Genomic DNA, 24,194 nt, shown 5'->3' on the forward strand with positions numbered 1-24,194 from the left:
GATCTCCTCCCAGGAGAAGTCATTCATATGATCCGAGAAATGTCCGAAGAAACCGGCGCTTCCGTGATGGTCCGGGCCGACATCACTCCATCGATCTGTTCCTACTCCGTTCGTCGTGCGGATGAGAGCGTTGTCGGCACGGCTGACTTCGTGATCTCTCCCGGAGAGCACGAAGAGCGGATTTTCTTCCGCACCGAAATATATTCAGATGTCCATGGACACGGCCTGGAGAGGCTGCTGATGCAAGAAATCCTGCACAGCAGCATCGACGAAAAATACACCGTCGTGCCGTTGTGCCCGCTACTGGCTCACCATCTACGCCTGCACGGCAAGGAGTTCGTCGCGGATGGCGGCGCCTTCCGTGAGCCCCTGCCCGACGACATCAGACTGATCACGCGTGCCGCGCGAAGCGAGGCGCAGGACTGCGGATCCGATGCGTCGGTGCCACGGCGGCAGGATCATGCGGCAGAACCGAGGTTGCCATTTTCCACGGAGGGGGACGAATGCGGTCGATCATTCCCGACTATCTGACCGAGGTATTGGGCGCTGTGCAGCCGGACACGTCCGGAAAGCTGGCGGGATACATACCCGAGCTGGCTGCAGCGGACCCCGACCGCCTCAGTGCCGCCTTCGCCATGATCGACGGAGAGGTCTACGGTGCCGGCGACATCGACACCGAATTCACGATTCAATCGATCTCCAAGCCGTTCGTGTACGCGCTGGCATTGGCGGATCGCGGTTTCGACCCTGTGATCGCCAAGGTCGGTGTCGAGCCGTCCGGAGAGGCGTTCAACGAGATCTCCCTCGAAAGCGACACCGGTCGCCCGCGCAATCCGATGATCAACGCCGGCGCGATCACCGTCCACTCCCTGGCCGGCGTGGAGGCGCTGAACCCCACCGAGCGGGTGGAACGCGTGGTCGACGGCCTCTCGGCCTTCGCGGGACGTCGACTGGCGACCGATGAGGCCGTATACGCGTCGGAGATGAAACACGCCCACCGGAACCTCGCCATCGCGCACATGCTCCGCAGCCACCACATCCTCGTAGAGGACGCGAGGGCTGTCGTCGACGGCTATACCCGCCAGTGTTCCGTGCTCGTCAGCACACGTGATCTGGCCATCATGGCCGCGACGCTGGCGAACCGCGGGATGAACCCTCTCTCGGGCGAGCAGGTGGTCCCGGAACCGGTGGTACGCCAGGTGCTGAGCGTCATGTTCAGCTGCGGAATGTACGACGCGGCCGGCGACTGGGGCACCCAGGTCGGCATCCCCGCGAAGAGCGGGGTCGCCGGGGGCCTGATCGGCGCACTGCCCGGACAGATCGGCATGGCCACGTTCTCACCGCGACTGGACAACCACGGGAACAGCGTTCGCGGGGTGTCACTGTTCGAACGGTTCTCGTCGGACATGGGTCTGCACGTGATGGAGGTCCCCGCCACCGCGCGGGCGGCTTTGCGGACCAACCATGTCGTCGGCAGCGGACCGGAGGCGCTCCGGGCTCTTCACCTGCAGGGCGGTATCGGCTTCGCCGGAGCCGAGAGGATCATCCGGGAGACCGTGGGCACCTCGTACCCGGAAACCGGGGTGGCTCTGGACCTCACCCGGGTCCATGCGATCGATGACGTGGCCCGGCGCATGCTGCTGGAAGTCGCGCGTCGGCTGACACTCGACGGCCACGAGGTCTACTTGGTCGACCCGGAATCGATCATGCCCGACCCCGATCCGGGCGACGGCGGACGAGTGACCGTCGTGGACAGCCTGGACAAGGCCGTGGTCGCGCAGCAGGGCATGTCCCGGGACAGGAGCCGACTGCGGGGGAGGGGCTAGGCCATGCTTTGAAGGTGGTGCACGATGGAGTCGACCGCGTACCGATCGAAAGAAGCCTCGTGGTTGATCCCGTGCTCGAGCACGCCCTGCGCTGTCTCCGCTCTGTAAAGTCGCGGCAGCCGTCCGATGGGTGCTCCGCCGAGTTCGCTGACTGGCGGGAGAGGATCGCTGAGGCCTTGGATGCGTTGGCCCCCGTGCTGGTCTTCGAAGAGGACAGGGCCAGAGCCAGAGCGGAGGCAGCAGCAGCACGGGAGCAGGCCGCAGACGTGCGACGTCGGGGTGAGGTTCAGGGCTAGCGAGCGCTGATACTGCGGGCGGCCATCCAGATGGTGAGGTCGCGAACGATCTCGTGGCCGCTTTCGTCCAGGACGGCCACTGAGGCGAACCAGACAGGGGCGTCCTCGTCGGACTGGACGACGACGAAGGTGTTGTGGGCGTCTTTGATGTCGCTGATCATCATGACCGGAACACCCTCAAAGGGGTCATCAATGCGGTCGCCGTTCTCACTATCGGCGCCGTGGCACTGAGCCCCCATCGTTGTTGTTGCTCCTCGCTCTGTCCACCGTAGTGACAGGGGCCGCCGGCCCTGTTCGCAGGCCAGGTGGATCTTGGTGATGAAGCCTCCCCGGGACCAGCCCAGTCCGTGGTCGTCCGGTTCGAGCTGGAGACCTCCTGGCAGTTCCTTTTGGGCCTGCCTGTCGCGGTGGGCGCCCCGGCGTGCTGGTGGGCCCGGCAGATCGTGGAGTCGATGTTGACCTCCCACGTGATCAGCCAGCCGAGTCTGCCCGGGCCTGCAGTCTGGTCAGGTGCCGTCGCGCTGCCAGTGGCGGAAAAGTCCGTAGACCGTCTGCCACGGCCCGTAGTCCGCCGGGAGATCTCGCCACGGAGCACCAGTCCTCACGCGCCACTGAATGCCGTCGATCAGCTTCCGTCGGCCCGGAGACGTTCTACCCAACTCCGCAACCGGCAACAACGTCTCCAGCACCGACCACTGCTCGTCAGAAAGGTCCCCTCGCTCCACACCAAGATCATCACAACGCGGGACGAGGAACGGATTCGACTTGAAGAACATGGCCTAGCCGATGCAGTGAGCGCGACAGCGGCAGTGCCGTCGCGTCAGCGATAAGTGCGGTTGGAGGGCCACTGGCGGGCCATCGCCTGCGGGATACCTCGGCCGGCTCGGGCGGCCTGCTTGCAGCCTCGTTCTGCGCGATGCGGCCGGGGCGCGGGATCGAAGACCCCGGGGCGAGTGGCAGCAAGATCCTGTCGGCCGCCCGCAGCCCGCGCCCGCAGGCCGTCCCCGCAGGTCCGGCAGAGCTGCTCTGCACACCTGAGCGGTCAATGTGTGACTGCGAGCCAGGACCTTTTTGTGAGAGGCGCCACAAGCCACAATCCATGAGTATCGCCAATGGTGCGAGCAGACCAGCATGTTCTGGGCAATCACCGGTGCCTGCCGCGTCAGCGGTATGGAGGACGTGCCGATGGCCTCGATACGCTTGGTCCATGAACGCAACACCGCGCTGGCTGACCCCGGAGCAGCAGGCCGCCTGGGACGGCTTCATCCGCATGCAGGAGAAGCTCATCGGACGTCTTTCCCGCCACGTCCAGGCTGACTCCAGTATGTCCGCGGCCGACTTCATCGTGCTGGCCAAACTCACTGAGGCCGGTGGGCGGATGCGCTTCATGGACCTGACCAAGTTGGTGGAGTGGGAGAAGAGCCGCATGTCCCACCAGGTGGGGCGGATGGCGAAGCGCGGTCTGGTGGCCAAGGAGGAATGCCCCGACGACGGACGTGGGTCCTTTATCGTTGCCACCCCGGCCGGCTATCAGGCGATCGAAGGCGCCGCGCCGATTCACGTCGAGCATGTCCGTCGGCTGTTCATCGACGCCCTCACCGAGGACGAGCTGAACACGCTCACCAAGATTTCGAGCCGAGTCGTCGCTCACCTGGAGGCGCAGCCCGACTGAGGCCTTGGTTGGGATGACCTGCCCCCTCACGGCGAGCGCCGCCGCCCTGGGGCGCGCAGGCACCTTGCTCCGTGCGTTTGGCTGGCCCGGTTTGCGTTCCTCTTTCGCCCAGGGCATCTCGTCGCCGTGCCCGTGCTGGAGGCGCGGGGATGTGCCAGTACCTCGATATGGGTGACGAGACGTTGTGGAACCCGTCCAACGGGGCGTCACGCATTAGATTAGTGCCAGATCAGCCCCGAGACTTTCAAGACCTTTGTTGATGCTCTTCTGACGCGGCACCGAAGAACGAGCCATGCTATCTGGCTTGCACTATCCGAAGGCTTCATCGTCACCACGCTGGTTCTTGCCGAGACGAGCGGGGGTCGGGGTGGGCTGGGCTTATCACGGGTCCACTGCGGGAGCCTCGTTCGAGGACGTGCAGGTTTCCGCCGTGACAGGCATGCCAATTCCGGCCGGACACGGGGTCTGGGCCGCGGGCCTGCGTGAGAAGGCACGGGTACGGGGACGACGCATGCCTCGCTGAACGAAGACTGTCGGGGTCTTTTGGCTGTCTGGGCTGTGTGTCCTTCGTCTTGTCTTGGGTGTGTTCGTGGTGTGTGGTTCTTTTTGGTTGGTGTGCGTCGTGGCTGTTCAGTCTTGTTTAGTCTTATTCAGTCTGTTTGTGTTTGTGTTTGTGTTGGTGTGGGGGTTCGGGGTTTCGAGGGGTGTGTTTTCGGCTGGGCTCTGGTGTTGTGGTGCTCTGGTTTTGTGGTGGTTTATTGCTGGGTGGCATGGGTGGCATGGGTGGGCGGGTGGTGTCGAGGATGGTTGGTGTGGGGTTGCTCGGCACCGGTGGGGTGTTTCTCGTCGTGTGCCTTGGGTGGGGGTGGGGGTGTCTTTCCGTGCCCGGCATGGTGGAAGTGTCCTGCCCGGTCGGGGGTGTTTCCGGTGCCTGGGCGGGGTTGTTTCTGGTGCCTGGAGTCGGGGTGTTTTTGGTGCCTTGGGCGGGGTGCCCCCCGGGGTGCCCTTTCGGGTGTTTGGGGTTGGGGGGTGTTTCAGGACAGGCGTGGTGTCAGGGCCTCGGGTAGCGTCGGACGCGGTTCAGGGAGGCATGACGACGATGCAGGAACGCGGTGAGCGGACCGTTCAGCGGATCGTCGAGGCCGCTGGAATCGTTTTCGACCGGGAAGGCTACGCCGGTGCGACGACTCCGGAGATCCAGCGCCTGGCGAATGTCTCCCGCGGGGGTTTCTACCACCATTTCGCGTCGAAGGAAGATCTCGGCGACGCGATCCTGTCTCACCAGCACGACTACTTCAAGCAGGTTTCCGAGCAGATGGCGGCGGGACCGGTCCCCGAGCTCTGGCTCCAGGCTCTGATCGACATCAGCCACCACTACACCGCCGGTATCCTCGAGGACCCCGTCCTGCGGGCCGCTGTACGCCTGTCGATCGAGCCGGGCCCGTACCAGACCGCCGACAGCTACGCGGCGTCGCTGGGGGCCGTCACCGCCGCTCTCGAGTCCGCCCGGGACGCCGACGAGCTCCAGGACCACGTCGACCCCGGGGAGGCCGCCCGCACACTGGTCGGCTGCTACAGCGGCGTGCAGTTGCTCGCTCTCGCCCTTGCCGAGCGTGACGCTCTGCACCAGCAGGTCAGCGCCATGTGGGCCTTGATCATGCCCGGCCTCGCCCGCCCGGCCGTTCTCACCCGACTGCGCCTGGGCCCGCCACGTCGCCCTGCGGGTACATCCCGCCCACGCTGAGCCCGGGCCCGTGCACCCCACCACCACTTCGCCTCGGTCACCGCACCGTCGGCCACGGCACGGGCCCGGGGACCCAGCAGAGCCGCGCCGCCGTAGAGCCCTCCCGCCCACGCACCCCCGTACATCCCCGCAAGGCGCACCGCCCTTCGCAGGGCGCCCCCAGGGTGCACCACGCCCCGGGAGGCCGGCAGGCTGACCCGCCGGCCGGCTCTCCGGATGCACCGGCATCCGCCCTGACACCGGCCCTGCCCTGGCATCCGCCCGGGCACCTGCCTTGCCCTGGCACCTGCCCTGGCGCTGGTACCCGGTACACCGGTATCTGGCCTGGTACCGGTATCCGCCCCTCCGCCCCGTGCCCGGGCCGGGCATACGAACCCGCCCGCCTTCACGGATCACGCCCGATTCGGCCCCGCGCTGTCCCGGGGGGCCGGCAGTACGAACCCTCAGACGCTCTCGACCGTCAGCTGCCGCCACCATCGGCTGTCCGGGACCGCAGACAACGATCAACGGCCAACTACCGCCGCGGCCGCCGTGTCCCTGAAGGCGCCGCGGTAGAGCACCGGCTGCCTGCTCGGGTGGCCCGGCACACAGGGCATGGAGCAGGGGCAGCTGCCCGATGGTCACCAAGGCTTTTCCTCGCCCCGCCGGGGCGGCCGGGAGCGGAAACCGGGCGGGCACGCACGAACACGTACCCCCGCCCGGGGCCACACGGCCGGTCACCAGGCCGGCCCGCGTCACGCCCGGCCGCAACCCGACCCACCCGACCAGGTGCACCCCCAGGCGTGGCACCGCCCCGACGAGGTGCACGTCATGATCACAAACTCACCCTGGTCCGCTCGGACCTGCTTGCTCCAGCAGCATGTTCCCGGCCCCCTCCCGCAGCCCCAGGGTGTTCGCTCAGCAGAACGCTGAGGTACGGGCTTTGGGCGGCGGTGACGAGGGATGGATGTGCAGGAGTCGACCGCCGGGCCGGCCTTCGTGGCGCCCGACGCACCGGGAGGACGGCCGACGAGGCCCGAGGTTCCAACCCGACGAGGAAACACCGCCGAGCTTCGCCCGGAAGCCCACATACAAGAGGTCAGCGAGATCATCCGTATGCCCTGCGGTAAAGATCCACGATCCCGGAACCGGTGACACCCCTGCTGGCCGAGTACAGACTCCGCACGCCAGGGCAAGGGGATGTGGCCGCCCGGCGCCGCTGAGGCTTCGGAAGGCGCAGGTCCGGCGGTACTGCTGGACAGACGGGCGCTGAGGGACGACCGGCGTGGCCCGCTTCGTGGGCCGCTCCCGCGGTGAGCACCGACGCGAAGAACGCCAGGGTTCCGCTGACCGAAGGCCTACGGATCCCGCGACCTCGGCCCCGGAGACCGGGCCAGCGCCCTGGACCAGCTCGGTCTCACCCCCCGTTACCTTCTTCGTGGCTCCGCAATGAGGCCTCCGGCCTTCAGGTCCTGCATGACTTCCCCCCTCTTTGTTGTTCATGATCCGGGGGTGGGTCACCGGATCCGGAGACACCGACGGACCGCTGATGAGGGGCTTGAGCACGGCTTCCCCCCGAGCCGGAAGAGTTCTCCGTAACGTGGATGTGGCAGCTCGGTGCCCTGGCAAGGCCGGACGTAAGCGTGATGGAGGGGCCTGCACGTGATCGACACCGGAGACGTCGACGTCTTCCCCAGCCTGGACGGCGGCAAGAGCGAACACCAGGCCACCGCCGTCACCCCGGCCGGAAGAAAGCCTTCGACAAGCGCCTGCCCGACACCGAGCCCAAGCTCCGCGAGCTGTTCGCAAAGCTGCAAGCCAAGCACGGGACACGGCTGGTCGTGGTCGACCAGCCGACCTCGATCGGGGCTCTGCCGCTGGCGGTCGCCCGGGACAGAGGCTGCCCGGTCGCCTACCTGCATGGTCTGACGATGCGGCGGATCGCCGACCTCTACCCCGGCGAGGCGAAGACGGACGCGAGGGACGCGTTCATCATCGCCGACGCGGCCCGCGCGATGCCACACACACTGCGGGCCATCGACAGCGAGGACGAGACGATGCCCTGCGCGCCCCCCGACCGCATGACTCTGTCCGCTCTCGGACTGCACCTGGACGCCCCGGTTGACGCCCTGCGCGGACCGCGCCCGGCCGAGCACATGTGGCACGTCTCGGTCCGGAACGCCCCCACCGACACCACCGATCTCCTGAACCGGCTCCGCGACGCCAGCCTCCGCGTCCGCGAACACCACGACGAGAACGGGACCATCGACGGGTACGCGGTCGCGCCGACCATGGCCCGCGGCCGGTCTGGTTCTCGGGCCGGACCCTCGCCTACGACCTCTCCCTGCCCCGCATCCGCGAACGCTACGAACCCGCCGTCACCCCCGGACATCACCCGCGCACACCACCGCATCCGCGAAGCAGCCGCCCTCCTGGCCCGCGCCGGACGCACGCAGGGTGCGGGCGACGCCACCGCCCTGGGCGACCTCCTCACCATCGCCGCCGCGACGTCCCCGCCGCCGTACGCAACAAGGTCCGCGCGCCGCCGTCTGGCAGCCCCCGGCCGCACCCGCGACGGCACCGCCCGCACCCGGTTCAAGGCCGCCGCCCGCCCCTGGAACACGCACCCAGAACGGCACGCGGCGGCGCCGCCGCCCTGAACCTCCTGCTCGTCCTCGCCGAAGCCATCGAGGCGGCGACCGCCTGGCACCGCGCACAACACCACCGCGCCCAGACAACAGCCGCCGCCCGGGCCGCAGTCCTCCTCCGCGAAGCCACCACCATCACCACCACCGGCCACGACGGCGCCGCGAACGACGACACCCCGCCCGGCGCCCCAGGCCTCTCCGCGCACCGTACGGGTGACACCTGCTGCCGAGCGTGGCCCGGCTCCGCCCCCGCCCGTTACCGGTGTACCGCCCCAACCCCCCACCGGACCACCCCCGGGCCCGGGCCCGGGGCGCTTGCGCTGACCGTACGAAGGAGACCCGCCACCATGACCACCCCCGCACCTGCCCAGCTGCCGGGTGAGCCGTTCTCCGAAGCGTTGTCCGAGGCGGCGCAGGCCGCGGCGATGTCGGTCCGGCTGTTCCTCACGATCGCCGACGCGGTCCGCCGCGCTTCCAGGAGCACCACCACGGCCAGGAGCAGGCGGGCGGTGATGCCGGAGGGCGCCCTGCACGACCTGATGGCTGATGCGAACTGGCCCGTCATGGCCCGTCAGCTCGCCGGGCTCCAGCGCGCGGCGTCGACCTGACCGCCTTCCTCCCGAACCTGGGCCGCATGGCCGCCGGGGTCGAGCACGCGGTCGCCAAGAACATCGCCCGCATCCAGGCCGAGGGCACCGACCGCTGGGCCGACCTCCTGCGCACGACCCTCCCCGAAGGCCTCATCCGCGACGCGATCCTCGCCTCCCGGCCTGGCCCGATACCGCCGCCCACATGGGCCGCCTCCACGACCAGGGCGTCGACGTTGCACGCATCCTCACCGACGCCCACGCAGCCGGCCTCGGCATCGACCAGGCCATCGCCCCGCCGCCGCTGCTCCCGTTCCCGCCGCGCCCGCGCCGGCCGCTCCCGGCACGGCGCAGAAGCCCGACCCCTGGGCCGCCCCGGCGGTGAGCACCGACGCGAAGAACGTCTGGGGCCCGCTGACCGAAGGCCTGAACATCCTGCATGACCTCGACCTCGGCGACCGGACCCGCGCCCTTCACCAGCTCGGCGTCACCCTCGACGCTCACCGCACCCTGGTCAGCAGGGTCAACGAGACCCTGCTGCCAGCGGGATGCCGCGCTCCTGGTGAGCTCCCGTCAGTGGCCCGTCCTCGCCCACCGCATGCACCGCATGGCCCAGCAGAACATGCCCTTCGCCGCGCACCTCGCCCGGATCGCACCCGACACCGCCACCTGGCGTACCGGCCCGCCCTCCGGCATCACCGCCCGCCTGCTCCTGGCCGCCCACCACGCCCTCACCACACCACTCGACCAGGCCCTGCCCACCGGCCCCCGCGTTTCCACCACAGCCACCCGCTCACGCTCCATCACCGAGGTCCCGGACACGGCACCGCCGAAGCAGCCCGCCCCCGCCGCACACCGCCAGCACAACACCCCCGCACCCCGGCAGGGACGCGGACGGTAGACCCGCCGACCTCGACTGAGGAAACCGCCGGCAGACCGCCCCGGGGATCGGAAGCAGACACGGCCCGGGGAGAGCCAGCCGCAGCTGTCGGCCGGTCTGGACGCCGCGCTGGCCGCCCGCGTCGGCACGGTCCTCGCCGACGCTCCGGCCACGGGGAAGGGCGCGCGGGCGACGAGACGTACACGGCGTTCGATGCCGAGCTGGTGGTCGAAGTGCTCGCCGGATCGGGCCGTCACGGCACGCTGACTGCCGTACGGATCCGCTGAGACGGGCGACGAGGTCGGTTGCTTCGGTCCGCCGGTCTCGGGCGATCGACAGCCGCCTGGCCGTCATCTGGACGCTGCCCGTCCCTTCCTCCGCGAGGGAGAGAGGGACGGGCAGCGGCGTGTTCGTGCTCTCGCTCAGGGAGACGGCAGGCAGTGGTCGGGGCAGGAACCGGACATATTCTTGAACGCTGCCCTGGTCTCTGATCCGGCGATTCCGTTGAGATGTCCGTTGTATCCGAAGTAGTAGAGGTAACTCTGCAACGCCGTCACCGTGTTGGGCCCGACGATTCCGTCGATGCTGTCCTTGTAGCCGTACTTCTTCTTGAGGAAGCGCTGCATCGCCTTCCAGCTGTTGGTGCCGAGATGCCCGTCGATCGCGTCGTTGTAGCCCCAGCGGGCCTTCAGCGCACGCTGCACGTTCTTGGCCTGCGCGCTGCTCAGGCCGAGGTTGTTCACCGCGGCGACGGAGACGTCCTGGGTGCTCGCCGCGGTTTCGGCGGCCTGCGGGGACGCCGCGAAGCTGGTACCCGCGCCCGCCACCGTTGCGGCGGTGAGGCCGACGGCGGCGGTGAGGCTGATGACGGTCCTCGTCAATGCGTTCGGTCGCATACTTTCCCTTGGGTCGTGGGGCGGCACCTGCCGTGCCACCGGCTTGCGACATCAGAATGCGGGGCGGGCAGCGAGGGGGCCACGGCTGCTGCGGAAATGACCTCCTCGTGGGACGTCTCAGCCGCTGACCTGCGGGGACACCGTCCGCTTCGGCGGTATGGCGGGACGGTGGGACGAGCGACGTCCCTTCGGAAAGAATGCTCGGCCGAGAACATTTGACACGAGCGAGGAAGCGCATGCGGACCGTGTCGCACTAATCAAATACGCACAGGCCAACTACAACCCGAAGGAAGGCGGATAGAGAGCTCCCACTCCGGGCCCGGACTGTGCGGCACCGGGGGAGGGGCGCCGCTGGGACGACGCCCCCAAGCCCACCGCGATGCCGTATGCCGAGTTGGAGCGCCAGCAGGACCAGGTCCGGCGCGGGATCGACCTGAACCCAGGCTGCGAGGCCGACGACGGTCTCTGCCCGACCCTGGCCGTGGTCGGCGAGACCCGGTGCGCCCTGCACCTCGGGTGGCCGCTCCGCTCCGGCCTCGACGACTACACCTGCACCGTCCGCACCCGCACCCAGTGCGCCACCTGCCAGGACGAAGCGCGCTTCGTCCGGATCGACGCCACCCTCCCCGTGACCGAGACCGACGACGGCACCTGCCCCGGCCACGCCGACACCTGCGGCCGCGCCGCCCGGAGACCCGCTCTGCGCCCGCGGCCGGATCGCCGCCCAGCGCGACCGCGACCGTGTCGTATGCGAGTGGGAAGCCGTCCGCGACGCAGCCGTCGCAGCCGCCACCGCACAAGAGACCCACCAGCCTCACGAAGCCCAGGAAGCAGCCCCAGCGCCGTTCTGAGCCCTGATCTCCCACCCCGCGCCCCTCCGCTGGCGGGGCGGGAGATCAGCTCTCAGCGGCCCGCACAGACGATCACCGGCCCCGGGGTGCAGCCTCGCACGGCGAGCGCGGTTCCGGCGGCAACACCCCTGAACGAGAACGGCCACCAGCCGACGCCGTGACCACACCGCACGCATGCCGGCGGGCGGCACCCCGTGGTGGGGTGCCGCCCTCCGGGCTTCTGCATCAGGTGCGCCGCCACCACCGCGGCCGCCGCCCGGCGTCCGCCGGACGGGCCTCGGCTGCCGAGCGGGCAGTGGGGGTGATGTGGACCGTGATCTGGATACCGAACACGGCGGCACCGATGCCCGCGATGGGCAAGGCCAGCGCGGCCGCCCCCGTGAGCTGCAGGATCAGGGCGATGGAGACGCAGGCCACGGCGGTGCAGAGCTGTGCCCAGGCCAGGGCGGGGCTGATGCTCGCGCGGTGGTCTGAGGTACGTTCGATGGAGGTCAAAGTTCGCCCCTTTCGGCTGTTGCGAGACGGACCGGAGGACAAGCGGCGAATTTCTGTGATCACGACAGGAAGTCTCAGGTCAGCCTGCAAGCATTGACCTGCAACTTCCCTTTGTCGTATGTGCGCATCGCCGTGTTCGAGGCGGTGGACGGGCCCGGCGGTCCCCGCGCCCGCAGGTGGTCGGCGGCACTCATCCCGGCTGCCCTGCCTTCCTGCCGGCATTGCTCCCCCGAGCCAGCAGTGCGACCTCCTCGACTGCCAGTTCGACCTCCTCCAGCGTCTGGTACTTCGCCTCCAGGCGCTCGGCCTCCGTGCGCTCGATCTCCGTGCGCTCGGCCTTCAAGCGCTCGATCTCCGAGTTGCTCAGGTTGATGTTGAACGGCAGCCAGCTGGTAGGTGTGTACCGACTCGTAGCCGCCCTTGGTGCGCGCGTTCACCACCTCGTCGGTCCCGGTCTTCACGAGCAGCTCGTGGTGCAGCAGCTCCTCGATGCCCCGCGTCACCGTGTGGCGGCCCAGTCCCAGGGCACGTGCACCGCGGGTGTCCTGCGGGAGGGTGAAGGTCTCTTTCCGCCTGCTCATCGCGGCCAGCAGAACAGCCTTGCCGGGCATGTCCAGCTTCCGGTGCCAGTCCTCGCGCCAGTATGCGAAGGGGACCCGGAAGTAGACATCGCTCTTGGCACCAGTGGGAACGGTGTAGGCCACCGAGGCCTTTCCCCCGACCAGTCCGCACTCTCGGCGCTTGATGATGCGCTTGAAGCGACCGTGTGAAGTGTCGTTGCGATGCCAGCGCAGTGGTGTCATTACTGAGCCAGCGTCAGGTTGATGGCTTCGACCCTGTGAGCTGTGCCTCTGTAGTTGCGCTCGATGGCACGGCTGTGAGGTCACCAGTGGCAGGACGTGACATCTCTGCTGGGCAGCGTGGTGACACTTCCCATGTGGTCCTACGGGCCCGGTGGTTGGTGCCATCTTCGGCAGCGCGCGTTTGTGCAGGCGTGCACCCTCTGGTGCGGGGCCGGGGGAAGGGCCGCGGGCGTAGTCCTATGTGGTGTGGCCGCAGATGAAAACCGGTAGGTGGCAGATGCGACGCGGCCGATACTGGTCTTCCAGGAGGTTCAGATGGGAATCGACCCGGCCGTGCTTGCCTGCATCGACGAGACAGCTGCTGAGTTCGCTTCTCTCCAGGAGCTGTTGCAGCGCTGGATCGAGCGTGCCAACGCAGAGGCATGGCAAGGTCAGGCCGCAGCCGAAGCTGACGCGATATGGGCTGCCCTGTGTTTCCACGTCACGGAACGGGGAGGGCTGGCGGGGGACTTCATCGGCCGGGGCGCCGATCGGTGGCCTGCGAACCCTCAGGCCGTCTCGGACAGTGCCATGGAGACCTGGGCCGGTTATGCGGAGGCTGTGGGCCACCCCATGCTGCGTGCCCGCCTGCATCACCTGGTGTGGGAGGCGCGCAAGAGTTTCCACATGCCCGAGGCGATCGAAGACTACACGGAGGCTGTGCCCCGATTTCTGGGTATGGCGGACCGCTCCGCGGGGCGCTGCCGGGCCAGTGACTGCCTGTGCTTCGCGTACGACCTTGCGGTACGGCTGAGCGTGCGCGACCTGGAACTCACCACCAAGCAGGCCATGATCAGCTTTGTGTCTGAGCTTCTCGACGACTCCCAGGAAGCGGCGCCGGGCCTGGTCTTGGAGATCTTGAGGAAGCTGGTGGGCCGCCACGCCTCAGATGCTGCCGTGCAAGCACTCCTCAGCAGGGCCACCGGCATCCACGGAGGGGACGTTCCGGTGGTGGTGGAACTGCTGCAGCTGCGTATCGCGGGGACGCAAGACCCGCAAGAACGGACGGCACTGCAGCGACAGATCGTCGAAGCGCTGCTCACCGAAGCAGAGCGGTTCACGGGCTTTGTCCGCGTGGACCGGCTGAACGCAGCAGCCACCGCAGCACGTGACTACGGTTTGGAGGACCTGTTCGATGACGCTCGGGTACGGATGCAGGCGATCGCTCCGGACCAACTCGGCATGGAAAGTTTCCACTTCGAGTTCCCTCTGCGGCGAGGCGAGATCGAGGACTACTCCCAGAGGGTCCTTGGCCAGGCGCAGACCCTCGGGCAGGCCTTCAGCGCACTGGCCAGCCTGCCGGCCCCCTGCGGAACGCGGCAGGCTGCCCAGGAACATGCAAGGAGGCTGGCATCCGAGGGGTTGTTGTCCTCCTTCATCCCAGCATCCGGATCAATGCCGCTGGCCCCGTTCCTGTGGCGGAGGCCCGAGTGCGCACGGCAGCGGACGACGAGGCAGTGGCACGTCACCGCAATGATGATCACCTCTGTCTACGTGCACCACCTCCTGGAGACGGTGGGAGACCGCTTCGACCCGACCACCGCCCAGCTTGCCCAGCTGTTCACGGCCGACCCCATCATCACGGGGATCCGCGCCACCAAGCTCGCGCGCGCTTCCGCTACTATTGGAGCGGGGTACGACGCAGCCTTCGCGATCGCCCTGCCCCGGATCGAAGGGATCCTCCGGGAGAACCTGCGCTATCACCGCATTCCGATCGTCCAGCCGCCACAGGGTGACAGCCGCGGCCGAGTGACTCTCCTGGCCACCCTCATCGACCGCGCGACCGACGCCGGCATGCACGCCGACTGGCAGGCTTTCCTGCGTCTCCTGCTCGTCGACAGCGACGGAGGACTCAACCTCCGCAACAGCGAACTCCACGATCTATCCGACACGGAGACGGCCCCTCAGACGGTGGCACTCGTTCTCTTGGCTGCCCTGCATGTCACCGCACACGCTCACCAGGCGGCTGCACCCGCCTTCGGAATCTGAAGGGAGCAGTAGCCGGGCCGATGCTGTTGTGGGTGGCGGCGCGACAGGCCACGCTGGGGCAAGCGGGAATCAGCAAGGGCACCATGTCTCGGTACGGTGCGCAGGTGGAGAACTTGGAGACTTCGGACTGGATCGCGCTGAGCGCAAGGCCGAGAGATGCTGCAGATCTTTGGCTGACCTGACCAGGGGGTGCGGGACGCGGGCCCTCGTGCTGTTGGCTCGGCTCACTGGGTAAGGTCCGGGGATGTTCTATCCCGGATCTGAGCCGGAGCTTGTCGCCGGCATGAGCAAGGCCGGCCTGGCTGGCCATCAAAGTCTGCTAATACAGGCGACGTTGAGAGCGATGCATCCCGGTGCGTATGCCACGCAGCACGCGGCGGCCGGGGAACAGCCGTACTCTCCCTCAGCCGCGCCGAAGCTGTGCTCCGATCCCGAGCTGGCGCGAGCGACAGCAAAGACGCCCAGCCGAACGAGAAGCTGGCCTACACGGTCATTGAGCGAACCCTGAAGTCAGTGCTAGCACTGGAGGCTGTTGTAATCCCGGCCAAGCAGCCGCTCGCGGATATCCACGATCTGCTGGCAGACATGGTGCTCCGTGGCCGGAACGATCTCAAAGAGCCGTCCCGCTGCGGCGTTCTGGCTCATCAGCTGGCAGCGTTCGTACCCAAGATCGAGCGCATCGTTCTGGATCTCTTTCAGCAGGCCTGGGACACAGCAATGCCTGTGACGGCGGCCGAGCGCGCCATCGCCGGGTCGCGAGTCTCGCCGTGTGGCGTGGACGAGACTATGAATGCCTGGTTGCGGATCTGCAGCGTTTCCTTCGGAAAGCGCCTTGCGGGCAGGGGCTACTCTCGGTGCTGCGGCCAGCGCATCGCCAGATCCGGGTGGCTGCCGTCGTGGAGGGTGCCCGCACCTTGGCCGGGCTTGGCCAGCTGTTCGACGCCGACACCAATGTCCGGCAGTTTCCAATCGGCAAGAAGGCACCGGACGGCTGGGGCCAGGGGACCGCGAAGTTGAGGAAGTTCGCAGCGCTACACGGCCGTCACGCTGGCGTGGACCCACGGGAAGGGGAACGGGCTGCTGCTGCCGTCCTGTTGACCTTGTCCGTCATGGCACCTGACCGGGGCGTCGCCGTTCACCTGGCCAGGCGACGGATTGAAGAGGCGCTCGACACCTATGTCGCGGGCCACCGGCTTGCCGAACTGCGCCTGGCGCCGGAGACGTTGGTCTTCGAGGTCAGACGACCGCTCGCGTCGTTACACCTCTCGAGGGCCCACGGTCGACACTGCGTGGCCACTGACCAGGCACTGGCCTGCGGAAATCCGCGAATGCCTCCGTATGGCCCACATCGCACGTTCCACCTCCTCACCACTCACCAGCGCAGCCCTGTCCTGGGCCGCCATCGAAGCGGCCGGAATCCGTCACGGCTACAACGACAGTGCCGCTCATGTGGAACTCGCCCGCGCTCTCAGCCTTCAGGCAATGCGCCAGCAGCTGCTCAGTTCTATCAGTGCGTGCGTCGTGTCGCCAGCGCGATTCATGGCGAGGTGACGGGCGTGCGGCGGGGACCGGTCGTGCTGTGGAGGGCTTGGGCGGCACCTCGCCAGAAGGGCGCTCAGTCGGCCCTGGAACAGCAACTGCGGGAGGCACGTGGCCGAGCGGCCACTGCCGAACTGGAGGCGGCAGACGCCGACAACCTGTATCTCCAGCCGCTGAACGAAATCGACCGAGCAGCCCCGGTTAACGGCCATGGCCTGCTGAGCGACCTCAATCGGTGGGCCGACTTGCTGGCCGAGCCACCCGGAGCCGCTCAGGAAGTGAAGATCGGCTCAGCAGCCCTGTCACGCCTGAGGACCGTCCTGCACGGCCTGCCCGCCTATGACATCGACGTCTGGCGAGCCCGCATGAGCAGCCCGAAGCAGTGCGCAGCATGGCTCAGGGACGCCGAAGAACGCTGCCGAGCTCAGCTCAGCTGGATGTACGTGCTGCGCAACACAGCACTGCACCAAGGGGTTTTCGCGTCGGTCGCGGACAGCCATGACGCTCATGGGGCCTGCGGAACTCTCGATCTCACACTGGAAGTGCTGGGCAACTGGTATGCGGTGGCCAGTTCGGCTCAACTTCCGGAAGCCACCTGGACAGCGCACCGAGTGATCACCGAACTAGCAAAACGGCAGCAGGACGTGATCCGTCATCTCGAGGCAGACGCTGCCGTGGTGGACCTGCAGTTCACACACCTGACCAGCCCCATCGAACGGACACGACCGACTGTGACGTGAAAGACGGACAGATGAGGAAGGAAGGAAGGGTGTCTTTGCCTATTGGACGACCCGCACAGCGGACGGGGACTCGAACCCTGGTCTCTCCAGGTGGGCCGGGTGATTGCGAGTCACTACACCCGAAGTGACCGGCCCTGGAAAGAGCTTAGCGGAGGATCTGCTGGCTGAGGTTCTGGCTTCCTGTTGTGTGCTCGCCTTGCGGTAAGCGTCCGTTGGAGCGCCGGCGCGGACTCGGGCGCAGGCCGGCTGCTTGCCAGTGACGAAGATCGCGGCGGTCAGCTGCTGGGGCTTGTAGGCCGTGCTGCCTGACAGACGGTCCCGGGCCCACGCATCGCATCGATCGCGATGCGCCTCGTGCTGATCAGCTACAGGCGTTCCTTCTGCGAGTGCGGTAAGGCTGGACAGCAGTGCCCCTCCAGCTAGTTGGTGCACGACTGGGGCGACGCTGGCTGCGGCGGCCGCGGTGACTGGGCCGCCGTGGGCGAGGGCGTTGCGGACCAGCCGCAGGCGGCCCAGGGTTCGCGTCCACCGGTTCTCCAGGTCCGTGTACCAGACGCGTACGCCAGCAGGGGTTGATATCCGGTGAGCTGCAGCAGCGGTCCGGCGATGCTGCAGGGTGTGCTCTGGGAGAGCTGCTGCCAAGGAGGAAGTTCGACAGCTACCTGGGCCATGTCAGCGCGAGATTCCCAGTTTCGATGACGCAGCAGTTTGTCATGGATCGTGGTGATCGCTTCCTGTTCCTGCGGGCTCCACCCGTGGAGGTCATCGCGCGCATGCCACACCACATCGAACAGCTCGGATGTCATGGGCGACGGATCCATGAGTTCTTCTGGAAGGCGTCGAGATATCCGTACCAGGTCTGGCCGTGCTCGCACACCGCCGTCGCCACGGTCTCCAGGATGCGCACATCCAGCAGTACTGACGCGTGCGGAGGCTGCACTCCCGAGGCCTTCCACCAGCCGATGGCATCGACTACACCGGACACGTTCGCAAGCCCGGAAGCCAGGTGCGGAGCTACGCGCGGTGCCATTTCGGACAGGCGCTTCGCAGTGATGTCCATCGGCCCGTAAGGCATCCGGGCGTCGATGTCCTCGTCGAGCAGACTGAAAACCTTCCAGCCGCAGGCACCATCGGCGACATGTATGTAGCCCTCGTAGAGCTCCCAGCCGTGCTGGTCTTCGGGGAACGTGGCTGCCAGAATCAACGACTGCACCAAGACTCGGGAGTCGGCCGGAGCGTCGGCCCTTGCTCCGGAACCCAAATCGACTCTGGCTATCACCACATCCTTCCCCTCGGGCAGCATCTCAGCGGGAAAGAAGCCGTCGTCGGCTCTTGTCTCGGCAGGGAGATCGCCCCTGAAGGGCCCGTCCTTGAGCAGGTTCCCGCGCAACCACTCGCTGTCGTACAACGTAACGGGCCCGTATTCCTCGACCATCCTGCTGATCGCTGCCCGTCTGAATGCGTGCCATACCACGTGATGGGCCGTGAGGGGCTGAGTCACCACCAGCCGCTCGCACAGATCAGCGCGTGCCTGTGGGCTCCACCTGGCCGCACAACCCGCGATGTCTCTCCACGGTGCAGAGACATCGAGATCACCAACCGCAGCTGGGCCCCTGTACAGTCACTGCGTCATCGCGCATCACCCCGGACAACTGGCTGCACACCTGTTCGGCCCGATGCTGTGAGCGCTGCAACAACACGTACAGCAGTTTTCGGCACCCGTTGAGTGCGTCGAAGCCGACATCATCGCGTGCCGAGCCCAATCCTGCCACGCCGCGGGCAGCAACTGCCCACTATCAGCCTGCATGAGCAGCTCATCAGCCAGCCGCGCCGCCTTGGCGATGCGCTCTGTGGCGCTGGCGTTCGGTGGCGTCGACAGAGCGGAAAGGAGCTCGGAGAGACGAGGCTCCAACTGGTGTCGTACCGCCGGACCCAACTGGACAGCCGCATGCGTGAGATCGGAAATGGTCGCTTCCCAAGGCTGCCGCTGCTGCCCGGTGTAGGGACCGTCGCCAGCCCGCGCACGCAGCTGTTCCAGCGCCTCCGGCCAGGTCAGCTCCCGCTCCGCGGAGTGTAATCTGCTGCTCCGTAGGACCTGCGCCACCTCATCAGCCCACGTCCGTGTAGTGCGCACCTCACTCTTGCCCTCACCCATGGACTGCAGTCTGCCACCGCTGTGCAACAAGCGGCCCACTGCTGGCGGGTAGTGGATTGCGCACACTCTTGAAGGTGGTGTAGAGCTCGAGCCCGGCACGAGTGCCCGATGCCGGCGCAGCCGACCCTCCGTTTGTGGCGAGCCCGGTGCTGCGGTTGCCTACCAGCCGCGGTGACCTCCCGCAGGTACCGGTCGTTTAAGCGGACGTCGCACGGCGCGGTCCGGGAGAGCGGACGTGGGGGAGGTCCTCACGGCTCTCGTCGTCGGCGAGCGGTTTCGGCAGGCGACGGTAGCGGTGCAGCAGGACAGTCAGCTGCTCATGCTGCGGGTCGGCGGCTGCCACCAGGGCGGCGAGCAGTTCGGCGCGCGAGGTGCGTTCGCCGGCCGCTGTGGCGGCACGGACCAGGATGTTCAGGTGCCGGTCGATGTCCTCGGGCCACTGCACCGAAGTCGTGCGGCGCTGCTGCTGACGGGAAACTTCTGGGAGTGGAACGGGCCCAGTTGCTCCTACTGCCACGGATGGTCCGGTCAGTGCCTGACTGCGGACCAGCACGAGCACTACCTCATTGCGTCCAGCCACCGGCACTGATTGGCCCGGTCACGAGACCGGTCTTGGGTACCGTGGGTCAGGTGCTGGACCGCGCCTCGCCGGGCGTTCTCTCGTGGGCGTTGGTGTGCCTTGATCGGTGGGTTGGCGGTTTCGGCTGAGGGAAGTTGCGAAGGCTGCGCCATGCGCTGTGGATGTGGACGCGGTCGCTTGGTTTGACGCGGCAGACGGCTAGGAACGTTGCCAGTTGTTCCTCGGTTGCGGGCAGTCTGCGCCGGTTGATGATGTTGTACAGGGTGGTGCGGGGGATGGGCGTCAGCCCTGCCGCGGGGCGGGTCAAAGTGCTGGGGGAGGGGGCGCCGGCCTTCTCGTAGGCGTTGGCGAGCACGGCGGCGAGTGCACCGCGGCCATAAATGTATCGGGCGGAGGGCGCACCGATGTGGCGGTCGCGGGCGGTGGTGCGGCCCTGGTTTCGTAGTTGGTGCGCGTCGTGGCGAGCGTGGGGAAGCTTGGCACGCGTCGAGGAGCGCGTCGAGGACTGCGGGGAGGGCGGAGGCGCCGGACTCGGCGTTCTGAATTGTCCGCGGGAGACTGCTGCGGTCAGTGCGAGCGCGCTGGCTGAGCCGTGCTTGCTTGCGCAGCGCGGACGGGTGCGCGGCGAGACGGGCGTAGGGCACGTCTGCGTCGCTGGTGGGAGGGGCCATGGCGGGTGTCTACCTGCCGGTGCCGGAGCGCATCGCGACCTCGGCCAGGACGGCGATCAGCCAGTGGCGGCCGCCGCCGGCGAGCGCGAGGGTGCCTGCGCCGACTGCACCGCAGCCGCCGAGCAGGGCGAGGATGGCGCCGGTGGGCGTTCCCTTGAGGAACAGCAGAGTGCCGAGCGCCAGAAACGCGATCAGCAGGATCAGGGCATGTGTGGGGTCCCAGCGCACTGACGAAGCCGGGGCAGTAGGCGCAAGGGGAGAGGACAGATGGTTCACGAGATGACTCCGTCGGGCGAAGGGCCCCGGCGCGGCGGCCGGGGCCAGGTTGAGTGGTCGCAATCGACGTGCAGCCCTGGGCAGTTGGCCCTGCCTTAAGCGGGGTTGCACGATGAGTACAGCCTTCCACGCCTGCCCCGCCGCCCACCTACCACCCAAGGCCTATATGTCCTCTTTGTCGGTTCACGGCCTAGTCAATGTTCCCCTGCCGGCTACGCAGTTCCGCCGGCACCGCAGCGCTCAGGCATGCCGCTGGCCCGTCGTTCCACGATGCGCACGCCCGAGATGCGAGCAAGCGAGGCTGCCTGATCGACGACCCGGCCGGCAGATGGCCGCGTGGCCCAGCATTCGTTCCCGCTCGCTTGCGGTCAGGCCCGATTGGTGGACGCTTCGCAGCGACGACACCCGCCGCTTCAGCTGCCGGTGTCACCTGAAGGCGATTGGTCGCAAGCCCGAACCTCAGGAACGGCAGGCGCGTTGGTCCGCGCCTGCCGAGCGCCACCGACACCCTCTGGTGTCGGCCTTCGGCGTGCCGATCTCGTGCCGGGATTGCTGCGGAGCATCCGCAGGGGCACCGTTGAGGGCAAGACGTCATCGGCAACGCCACGTCCGCACAGACCTGAGAATGAGCAGCAGACCAAGCATTGCCATCGCCCCATACAGAGGCAGGAGAGGCCTGCCAGCGCTGCCTTCTACGCGCGTCATTTATGCAGACACGAGTGATGTCCGAAACGGTGTATCGGTGGCTTCTGCGGGTGGTGCCGCTGGGAAGTGCGGCACCCGGGCGGGGCCGGAGCAGTTTTGCTTCCGAGGAGGACCGCGGGCGAGCGCTGGTAGACCTGGAGGATGTGCCGGTGCTCGCGCTGTTCGGTGAACGAGGTGCCGGAAAGTCGGTGACGATCCTGCGCGAGGGCCGGGCCGTGGGGAAGAAGAAGGCCAGGCCGCACCGGATAGACCTGGGGCGACATCAGACCGAGTCGCAGATTGGCGCAGCCCTCGCGGCTGCCCGCCGGCCCGACCAGGCAGGGCGAGGGTGGCTCTTCCTGGACAGTGAAGAGGAGGGCCTGAACGTCCTGCCTTCCCTGGGCGGCGTGATCGCCAACTGGATCGGCTCGCTCAGCGAAGAACAGCGACTCGGCAGGCGGCTGTGGTTTACCTGCCGCACGGGCGTTGGCCCGAAGCTTGCTGGCCTGCGCCGAGCAGCGCGAGGCCCTCCCACGTCCCGTCCCCCGCAGAGTGAGCCCTTGGCGGTTGCATCGAGAGCGTGGTGCGGGCAGAGCGTTGGCTACTGTGGATTGGTGGATGCTGCGAAGATCGGTCTGCTGGGGGCAGTCGCTGCTGCTCTGATCGCAGCGCTGGCTGCGACGATCGGCCCTCTGACTGTTCAGCGCAGGAAGGAACGCGCTGACAGCAGGCAGAGGCTGGGGGACGCTGTCGCACGGAGAATTGACGTGGTCAACGACGCCGGCGTGCGCTGCCGTGCGTGGCTTACCTTCCTCGTTCGCGTCTTGGAGGACGCCCAGGCAGGCAGAGTGCTTCCTGTCGACGACTTCGACGAGAAGCGCGAGCCGTTCAGGTCTGCTGCCGAGCGCCCTCGCTCAAGCGGTACACGCAGGCTATGAGCTGCTCGACAGCGAACTGGCCATGCGCTCCGTGAAGTCCGCAGTGCGCAGCGCGTCGCTGAACCCCGCCCACGCACCACTGGACCAACTGCGGGACCGGGCAAACGCCTACTTCGAACCCAGAGGGTGATCAGGACCCACATGCTTCGTGAGGTCACCAGGCTCGAAGAGCCGACTGATCCTCTCAGGCACGGTCTTTGACTCTCGCAGGCTGCCTGCCCGGTAGGCACGAAGCGGCTGTCGGGCGCTACGTCGACGAGCCCCGTGCAGCCAGCAGACCTGAGCTGTCCAGCAGGTTGGGTTCCGAAGGCCCGCGCGACGCAGCGGGCCGACGGCTGCAACAACGTCTGGCCGCAGACGTGGCGTGCGCTGTGGTTGGTACCAGCCCCGCCTCACGGCCAGCAACTTCAGTCGAAGAGGCTCTCCTGTACGGCCGGCGCGTTGCGGGGCGGGGAGTGGACGCCGCATCGCTTCCGCTGGCGCGGGCGAGCCGGCGGAGCCCTCGGTCAATGCGTGCTGGCATGCTGCCCGTAGCTCAGGCAATGTGAGCCGGCATCCCTGAAGATCAGGAAGTCCTGCACGCTCCAGTTGACGAGCGCGCCTTGCCGGGACAGGTACAGCCCTACTTCCGTGACAGTGAAGGCGTCGCTGTAGTCGAGCAGGAGATAGCCGGCGAGCTGGTAGATCTCGGCCCGGCTCATCCGCTCCGGCCGGATGGTCGCTTTGCAGTCGATCAGCTGCCCGTCCAGGATGAAGTCGGCGTCCGCTCCGCCGACATCGCGACTGCCGTCGAACACGGGGCCGCCGATCCGTGCAGCGGCGGGCAGCTTGATGAAGCGGTCGAAGGGGCCCGGCGTGCCGGCCAGCCGCATCTGGCTGCGGATGTCGGCCACCACGTAATCGGGCACCGCGGCGGTGATGTTGTCGAGGGTGTCCCCGGGCGGGTTGAACCGAGATTGTTGCCGCGTACCCACCCACACAGCGGAAGATCGCTTCGAAACTGGAGGCTACGTGGCACAGACGCACGAGACGGTCCTCGGATGCGTCGTCGAGGGTGAGCAGCCGACCATCAGTGTTCTCGTACCGGGACAGTTCCTCCAGGAGCACCTGTCCCGCTGCCTGCACGGTGCCGATGACTTCGACGCTGGGCCACCCGTCGTCGTCGAGCGCGGCGCGCACCACACCCTCGGATCGGCTGGCCGGTGGGCACGCCGGGCTGATCCGGAGCCGGTGGTCGATGGTGTGTCCCAGCATGCGGTACTCGGCGCGCGTGCCCGCTTCAGGTGCGGGCTTGACCGGAGGTGAGTACTGGGCCAGGCGATCGCGGTAGTCGCACAGCACGACGTCAGGAAAGGTGTTCCGCCAGGGAAGCGTGAGATGGCGGATGCGGGGTCCTTCAGGCGGGAAGTGAGACTCATGCGCGTCATCGTTGCGGCTGCCTCTGACAACGGGTCAGGGAGCGAATCGTTTCCTCTCTTCCCGAAGAATGCCGACCAGGTGGAAGGAGTGATGTGTCGCGATGCGGCGCAAGAGGCCCGTAGCTCTGCAATGCGTGAGTGTAAGGAGAGCAGCCCAGGAACTGTTACCAGCCATTTATTTCTCGGCGCGCAGCTGAGGAGGGTTCAGGGCTCTTGGCCACTTTGCAGTTACGCATCCGCACGAGGTGGCATCTCGACGGCGCACATCTCCAGCAGGTTAATTACAGCCAAAGCGGCGTGCGTTTCCGCCATATGTGGTGACAGGTGATCAGGTTACCTCGTGGTAGTTGCACGTGTTGTCAGTGGTGGGCGCTACGGTGACGGCCCTTTGGTCCGGTAGCCGCCAGTAAGCGCCCATCCCTGTCCGCGAACGGCGATTGATCGGCCTGACATCACTTCCTGAGCCGTGTCGCAGCCCTCCTACGCAC

General features: G+C 67.4%; 21 protein-coding genes and 1 pseudogene. 12 read left to right on the forward strand and 10 right to left on the reverse strand.

Translation table 11 applies throughout. The annotated features are described in order from the left end of the window. Nucleotides 1-39: 39 nt before the first annotated feature. Together KV381_RS36155 and KV381_RS36160 are read left to right on the forward strand one after the other, a co-directional pair. Nucleotides 40-531 (forward strand): N-acetyltransferase, encoded by a 492-nt coding sequence (locus KV381_RS36155; RefSeq protein WP_218787139.1) that lies wholly within the window; start codon nt 40-42, stop codon nt 529-531. Next, nucleotides 504-1,826, forward strand: coding sequence for a glutaminase (locus KV381_RS36160; RefSeq protein WP_218787140.1), 1,323 nt, complete (start codon nt 504-506; stop codon nt 1,824-1,826). Before KV381_RS36155 ends, KV381_RS36160 begins: the two co-directional genes overlap by 28 nt. A gap of 292 nt (nt 1,827-2,118) precedes the next feature. On the opposite strand, the gene KV381_RS36165 is transcribed toward KV381_RS36160, so the two are convergent. After that, nucleotides 2,119-2,361 (reverse strand): hypothetical protein, encoded by a 243-nt coding sequence (locus KV381_RS36165; RefSeq protein WP_218787360.1) that lies wholly within the window; start codon nt 2,359-2,361, stop codon nt 2,119-2,121. Between the two features lie 267 nt (nt 2,362-2,628). After that, complete coding sequence (locus KV381_RS36870; protein WP_256995220.1) at nt 2,629-2,898, reverse strand: transposase; 270 nt, start codon at nt 2,896-2,898, stop codon at nt 2,629-2,631. A gap of 431 nt (nt 2,899-3,329) precedes the next feature. On the opposite strand from KV381_RS36870, the gene KV381_RS36175 reads away from it, so the two are divergent. The 7 genes and pseudogenes from KV381_RS36175 to KV381_RS36985 all read left to right on the forward strand — a co-directional run bounded on the left by KV381_RS36175 (nt 3,330) and on the right by KV381_RS36985 (nt 9,653). Next, entirely contained in the window at nt 3,330-3,794 is a 465-nt protein-coding gene (locus KV381_RS36175) for a MarR family winged helix-turn-helix transcriptional regulator (RefSeq protein ID WP_218787141.1), read from the forward strand. A 267-nt stretch (nt 3,795-4,061) separates the two neighbouring features. Further along, nucleotides 4,062-4,280, forward strand: coding sequence for a hypothetical protein (locus KV381_RS36980; protein WP_306438629.1), 219 nt, complete (start codon nt 4,062-4,064; stop codon nt 4,278-4,280). A 613-nt stretch (nt 4,281-4,893) separates the two neighbouring features. Beyond that, nucleotides 4,894-5,538, forward strand: coding sequence for a ScbR family autoregulator-binding transcription factor (locus tag KV381_RS36180; protein WP_098025820.1), 645 nt, complete (start codon nt 4,894-4,896; stop codon nt 5,536-5,538). 1,644 nt (nt 5,539-7,182) lie between these two features. Continuing rightward, nucleotides 7,183-7,577: pseudogene (locus KV381_RS36185) on the forward strand (IS110 family transposase); the annotation flags it as partial. A gap of 935 nt (nt 7,578-8,512) precedes the next feature. Continuing rightward, on the forward strand, nt 8,513-8,773 hold the full coding sequence (locus tag KV381_RS36190; protein ID WP_218787142.1) for a hypothetical protein: 261 nt from the start codon (nt 8,513-8,515) through the stop codon (nt 8,771-8,773). 184 nt (nt 8,774-8,957) lie between these two features. After that, a complete protein-coding gene (locus KV381_RS36195) occupies nt 8,958-9,137 on the forward strand; it encodes a hypothetical protein (RefSeq protein WP_218787143.1) in 180 nt (59 codons plus the stop codon). Nucleotides 9,138-9,314: 177 nt separating this feature from the next. Further along, entirely contained in the window at nt 9,315-9,653 is a 339-nt protein-coding gene (locus tag KV381_RS36985; RefSeq protein ID WP_266490182.1) for a hypothetical protein, read from the forward strand. Between the two features lie 401 nt (nt 9,654-10,054). Here the strand turns inward: KV381_RS36985 and KV381_RS36205 are convergent, their stop codons facing one another. The 3 genes from KV381_RS36205 to KV381_RS36215 all read right to left on the reverse strand — a co-directional run bounded on the left by KV381_RS36205 (nt 10,055) and on the right by KV381_RS36215 (nt 12,677). Further along, a complete protein-coding gene (locus KV381_RS36205) occupies nt 10,055-10,528 on the reverse strand; it encodes a peptidoglycan-binding protein (RefSeq protein ID WP_218784208.1) in 474 nt (157 codons plus the stop codon). Nucleotides 10,529-11,604: 1,076 nt separating this feature from the next. Then, nucleotides 11,605-11,874 carry a hypothetical protein gene (locus KV381_RS36210; RefSeq protein WP_218784206.1) on the reverse strand — a complete coding sequence of 90 codons (270 nt, stop codon included), beginning with the start codon at nt 11,872-11,874 and terminating at the stop codon, nt 11,605-11,607. A 74-nt stretch (nt 11,875-11,948) separates the two neighbouring features. Further along, the gene (locus KV381_RS36215; protein WP_218787144.1) at nt 11,949-12,677 is read right to left on the reverse strand and encodes a hypothetical protein; all 729 of its coding nucleotides are present in this window, start codon (nt 12,675-12,677) and stop codon (nt 11,949-11,951) included. A 315-nt stretch (nt 12,678-12,992) separates the two neighbouring features. On the opposite strand from KV381_RS36215, the gene KV381_RS36220 reads away from it, so the two are divergent. Then, the gene (locus KV381_RS36220) at nt 12,993-14,705 is read left to right on the forward strand and encodes a hypothetical protein (protein WP_218787145.1); all 1,713 of its coding nucleotides are present in this window, start codon (nt 12,993-12,995) and stop codon (nt 14,703-14,705) included. Nucleotides 14,706-15,221: 516 nt separating this feature from the next. Here the strand turns inward: KV381_RS36220 and KV381_RS36885 are convergent. Further along, entirely contained in the window at nt 15,222-15,350 is a 129-nt protein-coding gene (locus tag KV381_RS36885) for a hypothetical protein (protein ID WP_256995221.1), read from the reverse strand. Nucleotides 15,351-16,219: 869 nt separating this feature from the next. Here KV381_RS36885 and KV381_RS36225 point away from each other — a divergent pair. Continuing rightward, nucleotides 16,220-16,984 (forward strand): hypothetical protein, encoded by a 765-nt coding sequence (locus KV381_RS36225; protein ID WP_218787146.1) that lies wholly within the window; start codon nt 16,220-16,222, stop codon nt 16,982-16,984. A gap of 802 nt (nt 16,985-17,786) precedes the next feature. On the opposite strand, the gene KV381_RS36230 is transcribed toward KV381_RS36225, so the two are convergent. From KV381_RS36230 to KV381_RS36240, 3 genes are all read right to left on the reverse strand, one after another. Next, complete coding sequence (locus tag KV381_RS36230; protein WP_218787147.1) at nt 17,787-18,419, reverse strand: hypothetical protein; 633 nt, start codon at nt 18,417-18,419, stop codon at nt 17,787-17,789. A 916-nt stretch (nt 18,420-19,335) separates the two neighbouring features. Continuing rightward, entirely contained in the window at nt 19,336-19,584 is a 249-nt protein-coding gene (locus KV381_RS36235; protein ID WP_256995222.1) for a hypothetical protein, read from the reverse strand. Between the two features lie 815 nt (nt 19,585-20,399). After that, nucleotides 20,400-20,618: a hypothetical protein gene (locus tag KV381_RS36240; RefSeq protein ID WP_256994996.1), complete on the reverse strand. Its 219-nt coding sequence runs from the start codon at nt 20,616-20,618 to the stop codon at nt 20,400-20,402. Nucleotides 20,619-21,388: 770 nt separating this feature from the next. Between KV381_RS36240 and KV381_RS36245 the strand changes: the two genes are divergently transcribed. Continuing rightward, nucleotides 21,389-22,288 (forward strand): hypothetical protein, encoded by a 900-nt coding sequence (locus KV381_RS36245; protein ID WP_218787149.1) that lies wholly within the window; start codon nt 21,389-21,391, stop codon nt 22,286-22,288. A 506-nt stretch (nt 22,289-22,794) separates the two neighbouring features. On the opposite strand, the gene KV381_RS36250 is transcribed toward KV381_RS36245, so the two are convergent. Then, on the reverse strand, nt 22,795-23,262 hold the full coding sequence (locus KV381_RS36250; RefSeq protein WP_218787150.1) for a hypothetical protein: 468 nt from the start codon (nt 23,260-23,262) through the stop codon (nt 22,795-22,797). Nucleotides 23,263-24,194: the final 932 nt, after the last annotated feature.

The sequence above is a fragment of the Streptomyces sp. WY228 genome (assembly GCF_019287315.1).
Taxonomy (GTDB): domain Bacteria; phylum Actinomycetota; class Actinomycetes; order Streptomycetales; family Streptomycetaceae; genus Streptomyces; species Streptomyces caviscabies.

Coding starts and splice junctions, on each gene's coding strand:
- KV381_RS36155 (WP_218787139.1), top strand. CDS start 40: ATGTCCGAAGAAACCGGCGCTTCCGTGATGGTCCGGGCCGACATCACT.
- KV381_RS36205 (WP_218784208.1), bottom strand. CDS start 10,528: ATGCGACCGAACGCATTGACGAGGACCGTCATCAGCCTCACCGCCGCC.
- KV381_RS36180 (WP_098025820.1), top strand. CDS start 4,894: ATGCAGGAACGCGGTGAGCGGACCGTTCAGCGGATCGTCGAGGCCGCT.
- KV381_RS36230 (WP_218787147.1), bottom strand. CDS start 18,419: ATGGTCGAGGAATACGGGCCCGTTACGTTGTACGACAGCGAGTGGTTG.
- KV381_RS36190 (WP_218787142.1), top strand. CDS start 8,513: ATGACCACCCCCGCACCTGCCCAGCTGCCGGGTGAGCCGTTCTCCGAA.
- KV381_RS36245 (WP_218787149.1), top strand. CDS start 21,389: ATGTCCGAAACGGTGTATCGGTGGCTTCTGCGGGTGGTGCCGCTGGGA.
- KV381_RS36165 (WP_218787360.1), bottom strand. CDS start 2,361: ATGGGGGCTCAGTGCCACGGCGCCGATAGTGAGAACGGCGACCGCATT.
- KV381_RS36175 (WP_218787141.1), top strand. CDS start 3,330: ATGAACGCAACACCGCGCTGGCTGACCCCGGAGCAGCAGGCCGCCTGG.
- KV381_RS36160 (WP_218787140.1), top strand. CDS start 504: ATGCGGTCGATCATTCCCGACTATCTGACCGAGGTATTGGGCGCTGTG.
- KV381_RS36885 (WP_256995221.1), bottom strand. CDS start 15,350: ATGAGCCAGAACGCCGCAGCGGGACGGCTCTTTGAGATCGTTCCGGCC.
- KV381_RS36220 (WP_218787145.1), top strand. CDS start 12,993: ATGGGAATCGACCCGGCCGTGCTTGCCTGCATCGACGAGACAGCTGCT.
- KV381_RS36870 (WP_256995220.1), bottom strand. CDS start 2,898: ATGTTCTTCAAGTCGAATCCGTTCCTCGTCCCGCGTTGTGATGATCTT.
- KV381_RS36215 (WP_218787144.1), bottom strand. CDS start 12,677: ATGACACCACTGCGCTGGCATCGCAACGACACTTCACACGGTCGCTTC.
- KV381_RS36195 (WP_218787143.1), top strand. CDS start 8,958: ATGGGCCGCCTCCACGACCAGGGCGTCGACGTTGCACGCATCCTCACC.